At 70.6% G+C, this 10,272-nt stretch carries 11 protein-coding genes; 3 read left to right on the top strand and 8 right to left on the bottom strand.

From position 1 onward, the window contains the following. The 6 genes from A9X00_RS31810 to hrcA all read right to left on the bottom strand — a co-directional run. On the bottom strand, positions 1-2,004 hold a 2,004-nt coding region (locus A9X00_RS31810; protein WP_232006737.1), incomplete at its 3' end, for a PE family protein. 188 nt (positions 2,005-2,192) lie between these two features. Beyond that, positions 2,193-2,726, bottom strand: a complete 534-nt coding sequence (gene ybeY, locus A9X00_RS09975; protein WP_067152457.1) for an rRNA maturation RNase YbeY — start codon at positions 2,724-2,726, stop codon at positions 2,193-2,195. A gap of 7 nt (positions 2,727-2,733) precedes the next feature. Next, the gene (locus A9X00_RS09970; RefSeq protein ID WP_067152431.1) at positions 2,734-3,780 is read right to left on the bottom strand and encodes a PhoH family protein; all 1,047 of its coding nucleotides are present in this window, start codon (positions 3,778-3,780) and stop codon (positions 2,734-2,736) included. A gap of 141 nt (positions 3,781-3,921) precedes the next feature. Further along, complete coding sequence (locus tag A9X00_RS09965; protein ID WP_067152428.1) at positions 3,922-4,683, bottom strand: 16S rRNA (uracil(1498)-N(3))-methyltransferase; 762 nt, start codon at positions 4,681-4,683, stop codon at positions 3,922-3,924. Positions 4,684-4,701: 18 nt separating this feature from the next. Beyond that, complete coding sequence (dnaJ, locus tag A9X00_RS09960) at positions 4,702-5,847, bottom strand: molecular chaperone DnaJ (protein WP_067152426.1); 1,146 nt, start codon at positions 5,845-5,847, stop codon at positions 4,702-4,704. 70 nt (positions 5,848-5,917) lie between these two features. Next, positions 5,918-6,961 carry a heat-inducible transcriptional repressor HrcA gene (gene hrcA / locus A9X00_RS09955; protein WP_067152424.1) on the bottom strand — a complete coding sequence of 348 codons (1,044 nt, stop codon included), beginning with the start codon at positions 6,959-6,961 and terminating at the stop codon, positions 5,918-5,920. 164 nt (positions 6,962-7,125) lie between these two features. Between hrcA and A9X00_RS09950 the strand changes: the two genes are divergently transcribed. The 3 genes from A9X00_RS09950 to A9X00_RS09940 all read left to right on the top strand — a co-directional run bounded on the left by A9X00_RS09950 (position 7,126) and on the right by A9X00_RS09940 (position 9,108). Next, positions 7,126-7,440, top strand: coding sequence for a type II toxin-antitoxin system VapB family antitoxin (locus A9X00_RS09950; protein ID WP_067152422.1), 315 nt, complete (start codon positions 7,126-7,128; stop codon positions 7,438-7,440). Between the two features lie 175 nt (positions 7,441-7,615). Then, the gene (locus A9X00_RS09945) at positions 7,616-8,212 is read left to right on the top strand and encodes a carboxymuconolactone decarboxylase family protein (RefSeq protein WP_067152421.1); all 597 of its coding nucleotides are present in this window, start codon (positions 7,616-7,618) and stop codon (positions 8,210-8,212) included. Next, positions 8,209-9,108: a sigma-70 family RNA polymerase sigma factor gene (locus A9X00_RS09940; protein ID WP_156772019.1), complete on the top strand. Its 900-nt coding sequence runs from the start codon at positions 8,209-8,211 to the stop codon at positions 9,106-9,108. The genes A9X00_RS09945 and A9X00_RS09940 overlap by 4 nt, the downstream gene beginning before the upstream one ends. On the opposite strand, the gene A9X00_RS09935 is transcribed toward A9X00_RS09940, so the two are convergent. Next, positions 9,102-9,605 (bottom strand): hypothetical protein, encoded by a 504-nt coding sequence (locus A9X00_RS09935; RefSeq protein WP_067152419.1) that lies wholly within the window; start codon positions 9,603-9,605, stop codon positions 9,102-9,104. The two genes, A9X00_RS09940 and A9X00_RS09935, sit on opposite strands and share 7 nt — an antisense overlap. Before the next feature lie 150 nt (positions 9,606-9,755). Then, positions 9,756-10,235 (bottom strand): hypothetical protein, encoded by a 480-nt coding sequence (locus tag A9X00_RS09930; RefSeq protein WP_067152417.1) that lies wholly within the window; start codon positions 10,233-10,235, stop codon positions 9,756-9,758. Positions 10,236-10,272: the final 37 nt, after the last annotated feature.

Genomic DNA, 10,272 nt, shown 5'->3' with positions numbered 1-10,272 from the left:
CGGCGCCCTGGCCCCCCCCCCCCCCCGCGGCCCCCCGGGCCCCGCGCCCGCGGGCGGCGCGGGCGCCCCCGGCGGCCCGGGCGCCACCGGGGCGCGGCGGGGGCGGGGGGCGGGGGCGGGGCCGGCGCCGCCGCCGCCTGGGCCAACAACGCCCCCGTCAGCGGCGGCACCGGCGGGACCGGCACCGCTAGCGGCACCCTGCCCGGCGGCGCCGGCGGTCAGGGCGGTAATGCCAATGGCGGCAACACCACCAACCCGGGCCTGGGCGTCGCCGCCGGCGGCAGCTAGGCCGGCGGTCCCGCTGCTTGTGGAGAGGAATAGGGCTGCGCCGCCGCCGTGGCCGCCAGTGCCGCCATCGCCAGCTACGCCGCCAGCGCCGCCAGATCCGGCGCCCCCGCCGGCGCCGCCGCCGCCACCACCGCCGCCGCTCGCGATGGCGGGAAGACCGGTGGTGGCGCCAATGGTCGAACCGCCCCACCCGCCGGTGCCGCCTTGGCCGCCGTTACCGTTGAAGCCACCATTGCCGGCGCCGCCCTGGCCGCCGTTGCCGCCGGTGCCGCCGTTGCTGCCCAGGGTGACGGCAACGCCGCTGGTGTCGCTCTCGCCGGCCCCGCCGGTGCCGCCCTGACCTCCGGTGCCGCCGGTGCCCGCGCTGCCCGCGTGGCCGCCGGTGCCGCCGGTGCCCGCGCTGCCCCCGGCGCCAGCGGTCCCGCCGGTGCCGCCGGTGCCGCCGGTGCCGGCACCCGAGCCGGTGTCGGCGGCACCGGTACCGCCCTGGCCGCCCTGACCGCCGGTACCACCCACTCCGCCGGTGCCGTTGATGCCGCCGTTGCCGGCCCCACCTGCGCCGCCCTGACCGCCGGCACCACCCTGAGTGCCCGGGCCGCCCAGCCCAGCGTTGACACCACTAACCCCTGCGGTGCCCTGCATGCCGGCCCCACCAGTGCCGCCTTGACCTCCGGTGCCGCCGGTGCCTGCAGCACCATCGACGCCGCCAGCCCCGCCGCTGCTGCCCCCTAATCCGGCTGCCCCGCCCGCGCCACCCTGACCACCGGCCCCAGCACCAGAACCGACATCAGCGGCACCCACACCGCCCTGGCCGCCGGTGCCGCCGTCCCCGCCTGCGCCACCGTCGCCCGCGGTGCCCGCGGGGCCCGCAGTGCCGCCAAAGAATCCTGCGCGCCCACCGGCGCCCGGCGCCCCGCCGCTCCCGCCTTGGCCTCCGGCTCCGGCGTCGCCGCCGGCCACCCCCGTTTGGTAGGCGTTGTAAGCGCCGGCCCCGCCGTGGCCACCCATCGCGCCGTTGCCGCCGCCACCACCGGCCCCGCCGGTACCGGACAGCAGCCCGCCGGCTCCGCCGGCCCCGCCGTTCCCGCCGTTCCCGCCGTCATGGCCGGTCGCGCCTAGCCCACCCGCGGCACCGGACACACCGTCCCCACCGTGACCGCCGAACCCGCCATTACCCACCAGCAGGCCGGCCCTACCTCCAGCACCCCCGGACCCGCCGTTCCCGCCGGCGAGGCTGGCCGTCCCGCCGGCCGCCGAATTGATTCCCGACCCGCCAGCCCCGCCGTTGCCGATCAGCCAGCCGCCGTTGCCGCCGGGTTGCCCCGTCCCAACCGCCCCGGGCGCGCCGTTGCCGATCAGCGGTCGGCCGGACAGCAACAGGAAGGGTGCGTTGACGGCGCCCAGCAGATCTTGTTGCACGCTCTGCAAAGGCACGGCGCTCGCTGCCTCGGCGGCCGCGTAGGCGGACCCCGCCCCACTCAACGCCCGCACGAACTCGGAGTGAAATGCCGCCGCCTGAGCGCTGAGCGCCTGAAAGGCTTGCCCATGCCCGGAGAACAGTGACGCGACGGCCGCCGAAACCTCATCGGCAGCGGCTGCCGCCACCCCCGTGGTGGGCGCGGCCGCGGCATTCGCCGCCGTCAGCGCCGAGCCGATGTTGGACAGATCCGTTGCCGCCGAAGCCAGGAACTCCGGGGCCGCCACCAAATACGACATCGCAATCCTCTCGGAAGATCGTCGACATATCGCGGGGATTTGACGCACGTGTAATTGTGTCGAGAGCGTACGCCCATTCCGGGCCGATATTCCAGTACCGCGCTGAACAATTTCGCACGCGGCGCTAGATCACTTGTACTGCAAGGGATCTTCGGAGAGAGGTGTTGGCTATGCCGCGGTTGCGGAGCTCAATTGTCGAAATACCTTGACTTGTCGAGCAATCGGCGGTCGCGTTCCTCTTGGCGGTCCTGCTGGTAGGCCTCGACCTGTTCGGCGACCCATTCTTCGAGCAACCGGCCCTGCAGGGCGAACATCTCTTTTTCCTCGTCCGGCTCGCTGTGGTCGTAGCCGAGCAGATGCAGCACGCCGTGAATTGTCAACAGCGCCAATTCATGTCCCAGGCTGTGGCCCGCCGCCGCCGCCTGCTCGGCGGCAAATTCCGGACACAACACGATGTCGCCCAGCATCGACGGCCCCGGCTCGGGCGCGTCGGGACGCCCACCCGGCTCGAGCTCGTCCATCGGGAAGCTCATCACGTCGGTCGGCCCGGGCAGGTCCATCCAGCGCATGTGCAGGTCGGCCATCGCGGCGGTGTCGAGCAGCACCATCGACAGCTCCGCGCTCGGGTTGACGTCCATCCTGGCGATGACGAACTTCGCGACGCTGACCAATTCCGCTTCGGAGACGTCGATGCCCGACTCGTTGGAGACTTCGATGCTCATGTGATGCTCATCGGCGGCTTCGGCCACCCGACGCCCGACGGGCCGCCCGGTTCATCCCGGAGCCCGGCTCCTCGTAGCGGGCATAGGCTTCGACGATCTCCGAAACGAGCCGGTGGCGCACCACATCCACACTCGTCAGCTCCGCGATGCAGATATCGTCCACCCTGTCGAGGATGTCGATCGCGGACCGCAGGCCCGATCGCGCCCCGCCCGGAAGGTCGATCTGCGTCATGTCACCGGTGACGACCATCTTCGACCCGAAACCCAGCCGGGTGAGGAACATCTTCATTTGCTCGGCGGTGGTGTTCTGCGCCTCATCGAGCACGATGAACGCAGAGTTCAAGCTTCGGCCACGCATATATGCCAACGGCGCAACCTCGATCACCCCGGCCGACATCAGCTTCGGGATCAGCTCGGCGTCCATCATGTCGTACAGCGCGTCGTACAGCGGCCGCAGATACGGGTCGATCTTCTCGCTCAGCGTGCCGGGCAAAAAGCCAAGGCGCTCACCGGCTTCCACCGCCGGCCGGGTCAGGATGATCCGGCTCACCTGCTTGGTCTGCAGCGCGTGCACGGCCTTGGCCATGGCCAGATACGTCTTGCCGGTGCCCGCGGGGCCGACCCCGAAGACGATCGTGTTTGCATCGATCGCATCGACGTAGCGCTTCTGGTTGAGCGTCTTGGGCCGGATCGTGTTGCCACGCCAAGACAAGACGTCCAGGGTCAGCACCTCGGCCGGTGACTCGTTGCCGGTGCCGACGAGCATCGCCACGCTGTGCCGCACCACCTCCGGCGTCAGCGGCTGGCCACCCGCCACGATGGCGATGAGCTCGGAGACCGCACGCTCGGCCAGCGCCACGTCGGCCGGCTCGCCGGAGATGGTGACGGCATTGCCGCGCACGTGCAGGTCGGCACTGAGGATGCGTTCGAGGGCGCGCAGGTTTTCGTCGGCCGAACCGAGCAGGCCCACGACTAGATCGGGCGGAACGTTGATGCTGCTGCGAACCTGGGAGGTCGATGCTGCGTCAGCAGCGCTGGTCTCGCGGGGCGTCACGTGGTTTCCGATGCCTGCTTTCTGTGCTTCTCAGGGGTTTGCTCGGCCGCCTCAGTCTACGCCGGGCCCTCCGTTGGTCAGCGCTCTATTCCTCGCGAGACTGTAATTTTGCAGGGAAAGTGCGAGTTGCGGCCTGCAAAACTACAGGCTCGACGATACGTCCCAGCGCCCGGTGAGCACGCCCAGCGCCCCAAGCGCCACCGCGGCCGCGCTGGACGTCCGCAGCACCTGCGGGCCCAGCCGGACCGCCACCGCGCCCGCCTCGGTCAGCGCGGCGATCTCGTCCGGCGCGATGCCCCCTTCGGGCCCAACCACCAGGAAAACCGAATCCGCTTGGGCCACAAGGCTATCCGCGAGCCGATCGGTCGCCGACTCATGCAGGGCCAGCACCGCGGCCCCGGCCGCCACCTCGTCGCGAACCCGCTGAGCCAACGCCGCGGTGGACACCACGCCGTCGACGGGCGGGATGTGTGCGCGGCGCGACTGCCGGGCGGCCGAACGGGCGACGGCACGCCACCGGCGCAGGCCCTTGTCGACCCGGGCGCCCTCCCAGCTGGCCACGCAGCGGGCCGCCTGCCAGGCCAGGAACGCGTCGGCGCCGGCCTCGGTGGCCAACTCGATCGCTAGCTCCGAGCGATCGGACTTGGGCAGCGCCTGCACCACCGTCACCGCCGGGCGGGGCGGCTGCACGACCCAGCGCTCCAAGACCCGGGCCCGCAGCCCGTCGCGGCCCGATTGCTCCACCACGCATCGGCCCAGGGTTCCGGCGCCGTCACCGAGCACCAATTCTTCGCCGGGACGAATGCGCCGCACGGTGGCGGCGTGGAAGCCCTCGTCGCCCTCGACGACGGCCAGCTCGCCGGCGCCGGGCAGTGCGTCAACGTAGAACAGCGTCGCCACCATGTGCGGGGCTCCTGGGGACTAGCGCCCGGTAAAGGTCTCGCGGAGCCGGCTGAACAGCCCGCCGCCGGCGTGCGTCGAGCGGACCTCGGCCACATCGCGGCCGCGGCGGTCCTTGAACTCCCGCAGCAGCTCGGTGTCGCGGTGGTCCAGGCGGGTGGGCACCACTACCTCGACGTGGACGTTCAGGTTGCCCCGCACCCCCGAGCGCAGGTGCGGCATCCCGTGGCCGCGCAGCGTGATCACCGTGCCGGGCTGCGTGCCGGGCGGGATGGTGATCTCGCTGGTGCCGTCCAGGATGGCGTCGATGCTGATGGTCACGCCCAGCGCCGCGTCGACCATCGGCACCGAGACCGTGCAGTGCAGGTCGTCGCCGTCGCGGACGAAGATGTCGTGGGCCTGCTCGTGCACCTCGACATACAGGTCACCGGCCGGCCCTCCCCCGGGCCCGACCTCGCCCTGCGCGGCAAGCCGGACGCGCATGCCCTCGCCGACGCCGGCCGGGATCTTGACGCTGATCTCGCGGCGGGCCCGCACCCGACCGTCGCCCATGCACTGGTGGCACGGGTCGGGAATGACCACCCCGACGCCGCGGCAGGTGGGACAGGGGCGCGAGGTCACCATCTGGCCCAGCAGCGAACGCTGCACGGTCTGCACCTCGCCGCGGCCACCGCAGGTGTCGCAGGGAACGGGCACGGAATCGCCGTTGGTGCCCTTGCCCTGGCAGCGGTCGCACAGGACCGCGGTGTCGACGGTGACCTGCTTGGTCACCCCGGTCGCGCATTCTTCGAGGTCTAGCCGCATCCGCAGCAGCGAGTCCGAGCCGGGCCGGACCCGCCCGATGGGCCCGCGCGAGGCCGACCCCGCGCTGAATCCGCCGCCGAAGAAGGCCTCGAACACGTCGCCCAGGTTGCCGAAGCCACCGAACCCGCCGCCGGCCGCGGCGGCGTTCTCCAGCGGGTCGCCGCCCAGGTCCACGATCCGTCGCTTCTCCGGGTCGCTCAGCACCTCGTAGGCGACGCTGATCTCCTTGAACTTCGCCTGCGCGGCCTCGTCGGGGTTGACGTCGGGATGCAGCTCGCGCGCCAACTTGCGGTACGCGCGCTTGATCTCCGCATCGCTGGCGTTTCTGCTCACGCCGAGCAGCCCGTAATAGTCGCGTGCCACGCCTGACTCTCCTGAAACGTCTTAAGCCGCGGCTACGCGGCCGTCCACAAACTCCGGTGCGGGTGCACGGTCATCGGGCACCCAGCACTTCGCCGATATACATCGCAACCGCAGCCACGCTGGCGATAGTTCCCGGATAGTCCATCCGGGTGGGGCCCAGCACACCCATGCCGCCGTACACGGTATCGGAGTGGCCGTAGGCGGTGGACACCATCGAGGCCCCGACGATCTGCTCGGCGGCCGTTTCGTGGCCGATGCGCACCGTCACCTTGCCGGCTTCCTGCTGCGCGGCCAGCAACCGCAGCACCACCACCTGCTCCTCGAGGGCCTCCAGGATGGACCGCAACGAGCCGCCGAAGTCGGCGGCGTTGCGGGTCAGGTTGGCGGTGCCGCCCATCAACAGGCGTTCCTCGCTGTGCTCCACCAGCGACTCCAGCAACACCGTCGCCGATCGGCCGACGGCGTCGCTCAGGCTGGTGGCCAGCCCGCTGCGCCCGTGCAGCTCCCCGGCCAGGTCGGCGACCGCGGTCGAGGCGGCCGCGAGCTTCTTGCCCACCAGGGCCTGGCCGAGCATCTCGCGCAGCTGGGAAAGCTGGTGGTCGTCGATGACGTCGCCGAGCTCGACGATGCGTTGGTCCACCCGGCCGGAATCGGTGATGACCACCATCAACAGCCGCGCCGGCGTCAGCCCGACCACCTCGAGGTGGCGGACCGTCGACGTCGACAACGTCGGGTACTGGACGACGGCCACCTGGCGGGTCAGCTGCGCCAGCAGGCGCACGGCGCGGCGCAGCACGTCGTCGAGGTCCACGCCGGACTCCAGGAAGCTTTGGATCGCGCTCCGCTCCGCCGACGAGAGCGGCTTGACGTCGTCGAGCCGGTCCACGAACTCGCGGTAGCCCTTTTCGGTCGGCACCCGCCCGGAGCTGGTGTGCGGCTGCGTGATGTAACCCTCGGCCTCCAGCACCGCCATGTCGTTACGGACCGTGGCGGACGAGACGCCCAGGTTGTGCCGCTCCACCAACGACTTCGAGCCGATTGGTTCCTTGGTGGCGACGAAGTCGGCGACGATGGCACGCAGCACCTCAAAGCGACGCTCGTCGGCGCTTCCCATCGGCTCCCACCTCCTTGATTGCGTCCATTTTACGGGTCGCGAAAGGTGCCAACCGCCATTAGCGGTCCTCTGGCGGCGAACTCCGGCGGATTCCCGGCTAGCCTGTCCTGCATGTACCGGTCGGGCCGAGGCGACGCTTCGCGGACGCCGAAGAAGGCCCGCCAATGATTTTCAAGGGCGTGCGCGACGGCAAGCCGTATCCGGATCACGGGCTGTCCTATAGGGACTGGTCCCAAATACCGCCCCAGCAGATTCGCCTCGACGAGTTGGTCACCACGACGACCGTGCTGGCGCTGGACCGCCTGCTGTCGGAGGACTCCACCTTCTACGGCGACCTTTTCCCGCACGCGGTGCGCTGGCGCGGCATCACCTACCTGGAGGACGGCCTGCACCGCGCGGTGCGCGCCGCGCTGCGAAATCGAACGGTGCTGCACGCCCGGGTGTTCGACATGGACATGCCGCTGAGCCAGCAGACGTAGTGGCGATCGCAAGCGCGGCGTAGCCGGGCGCAGCGGGTCGCCACCATCGAATTCCGTGGCGATCGCAAGCGCGGCGTAGCCGGGCGCAGCGGGTCGCCACCATCGGGCCAGCCGCGTCACGTTTGGGCGTCTCCGGGTGTCGACCTAAGTAGGACGACATTCAAGGAGGACCGCCATGCCCCGACTGCAAGGAGTCTCGGACCGCGACGCCGGCCTGGGCGCCAAGATCGCCTTCTTCTTCACCAAGCGCAAGCTGGCGCAGATGGCCGGGCTGGAAACCGCGGGGATGCTGGAACCGCTGCGCATCTACGCGCACATCCCGCAATTACTGAACGCCTACGGCAAGCTGGAGCAGGCCGAATCGAAGATGGACATCCTCAGCCCGCGCCACCGCGCGCTGGCCGAGCTGAAAGCGGCGACGACCGTGGGCTGCGAGTACTGCATCGACCTGGGTTCACAGATCGCGCGGCAGTGGGGAATCACCGACGAGGAGCTGCTGGCGATGGCCGACTACCGCAACGCCTCGTGCTTCTCGGAGCTCGACAAGCTGATCCTCGAGTACGCCACCGCGATGAGCCGCACCCCGGTCGAGGTGACCGACGAGCTGTTCGACGCGCTACGCGCCCACTTCGACACGCCGCAACTGGTCGGCCTCACCCATGTCATCAACCTGGGCAACATGCGCGCCCGGTTCAACATCGCGCTCGGCATCGGGTCGGCCGGCTTTTCCGGCAACCGGGTCTGCGCCCTGCCCGAAGCCGGTCGCGCGTGACGGCGGCGCACGCTTCGCTGTCCGCGCGCTTCGAGGCGGCGCGGCCCAGGCTGGGCGCCCTCGCCTACCGCATGCTGGGCTCGGTCGACGACGCGCAGGACGCCGTGCAGGAGGCATGGCTGCGGCTGACCAGCGCGGGGGGCGCAGACGGCCCCGGCGAAATAGCCAACCTCGACGCCTGGCTGACCACCGTGGTGGCCCGCATCTGCCTAAACGCGTTGCGCGACCGCCATGGGCGCGGGCGTGAAGAGCCGGTCGGGCAGCTGCCGGATCCGCTCGTGGATGCCGAGGGCGAATTCGATCCCGAACACCGGGCGATGCTGGCCGACGCGGTGGGGCTGGCGCTGTTCGTCGTGCTGGACACGCTGCCGCCGGCCGAGCGGCTGGCCTTCGTGCTGCACGACGTGTTCGCGGTCCCGTTCGACGAGATCGCGCCCATCGTCGAGCGGACGCCGGAGGCGACGCGCAAGCTGGCCAGCCGGGCGCGCCGGCGCATCGAGGAGGCCGACCCGGCCCCCGACGGCGGCGTCGCCGCGCAACGGGAGGCCGTCGACGCCTTTTTCGCGGCGGGCCGCGCCGGCGATTTCGACCGGCTGGTGTCGGTGCTCGATCCCGGTGTCGTCCTGCGCGGCGATTTCGGCAGGGGCGCCAGCGTGTTCCGCGCCGAGGGTGCGGAAACCGTGGCCAAACTCGCCCGTGGCTACGCGGGACCGGAGCGCGAGGTGCGCCCCGCCATCGTCAACGGCGCCGCCGGCGCGGTCGTGTTCGTTGCAGGGCGGCCCACGGCCATCATGGGATTCGTGGTGCGCGACGGGCTGGTGGCCAGCATCGATGTGCTGGCCGACCCGGAGCGGATCGCCAAACTAGACCTGCGCGCCGTGCGCGCCGATCACTGACCGGCGGCCTGCAGCAACTCCATCGCCGATGCACGCGACAGCACCCAGCCGCCCTGGTTGACGAACGTGACGTTCTGGGTGACCGGCGACGTCAGCTTGGGACCCGAGACCGCCACGTCGGCCGTCGCCGACCCCGCCGCGGCGGGTTGGATGTTGGTCACGCCGAACGCCAGCGGCAAGTCGCCGTTCTTGGCCGCCTTCTGCAGCTTCTTGTCGGCGACGTGCGCTTCGAGCCCGCTGATGCCGCCTTGCACCAGATTGCTCTTGTTGGAGAACGAAACGCTGGGGTCGGCAAGGCTGTTCAGCAGACCGGTCAACTGATCGGCCGTCGGCACGTTCACCGCCTGCGGCGGGTCCAGCGGCAACGGCGCGCCGACCGCGATCAGCCGCACCGAGGCCCACTCACCCGGCGCCACCATCGACGTGACGCCGGCGGCCGCTCCCCCGATGACGGCCAGCGCTGCCGCACCGCCGGCAAAGAATTTAACGGATTTCATGGTCCCCCCTTTGGGTGGGCACGCGTCGACGGACCGTGCCAGTGTGCGTCTTCCGATCGTTGTTTCGTATTAGCGCACCGTGACGTTACGGCCACGCCATGTGAGCAGCCTGTGCGCCCGCTGTGTGGGTACACAGGCTGCTCGACTTTGCTAGTTCGTCGCGGTGGCGGCCTGTATCAGGGCGATCGCGGCGTCGTGCTGCAGGATCCAGTTGCCGCCCTCGTTGACGAACGCGAGGTGCTTTTCGACGGGCCCGGCGAACCTCGGCCCCGAGATGGCCACGTCGGCCTGGGCCATGTTCGGACCGGCCGGCGCAATGTTCGTCACGGCGAACGTCTCCGGGAAGTTTCCGTTGCGGTACGCCTTGCGCAGGTCATGGTCGGCCACGTGGCCCTCGTCCGGAGCGATGCCGTTTTGGACCAGGTTGGTCTTGGTCGTGTACGACACGCCGGGATCGGTGGCTTGAACGCACAAGTTGGACAACTGGTCCGGGCTCGGCAGTCCCGGCGCCGGCGGCGGATCCTGTGGCAGCGGTGCGGCGGCGGCGGGAGCGACGAACGTCACGCCGACGGCCGCCGCGCCCATGGCTATCGCGCCGATCGCCCCAGATTTGAAGGGTTTTGTTCTCATGGCAGGTCCTCCCCCTGGTGAGTAAGAGTTGTGATTC

Origin of the sequence: Mycobacterium sp. 1245805.9 (assembly GCF_001672915.1) — a bacterium.
Lineage (GTDB): Bacteria > Actinomycetota > Actinomycetes > Mycobacteriales > Mycobacteriaceae > Mycobacterium.
Note: the sequence above shows the minus strand (reverse complement) of the source record. Positions and strands in the feature narration are given on the sequence as shown.

Excerpts from the sequence above, each read along its gene's own strand:
- ybeY (WP_067152457.1), bottom strand. The coding sequence starts at position 2,726 with ATGAGCATCGAAGTCTCCAACGAGTCGGGCATCGACGTCTCCGAAGCG.
- A9X00_RS09965 (WP_067152428.1), bottom strand. The coding sequence starts at position 4,683 with ATGGTGGCGACGCTGTTCTACGTTGACGCACTGCCCGGCGCCGGCGAG.
- hrcA (WP_067152424.1), bottom strand. The coding sequence starts at position 6,961 with ATGGGAAGCGCCGACGAGCGTCGCTTTGAGGTGCTGCGTGCCATCGTC.
- A9X00_RS09950 (WP_067152422.1), top strand. The coding sequence starts at position 7,126 with ATGATTTTCAAGGGCGTGCGCGACGGCAAGCCGTATCCGGATCACGGG.
- A9X00_RS09945 (WP_067152421.1), top strand. The coding sequence starts at position 7,616 with ATGCCCCGACTGCAAGGAGTCTCGGACCGCGACGCCGGCCTGGGCGCC.
- A9X00_RS09935 (WP_067152419.1), bottom strand. The coding sequence starts at position 9,605 with ATGAAATCCGTTAAATTCTTTGCCGGCGGTGCGGCAGCGCTGGCCGTC.
- A9X00_RS09930 (WP_067152417.1), bottom strand. The coding sequence starts at position 10,235 with ATGAGAACAAAACCCTTCAAATCTGGGGCGATCGGCGCGATAGCCATG.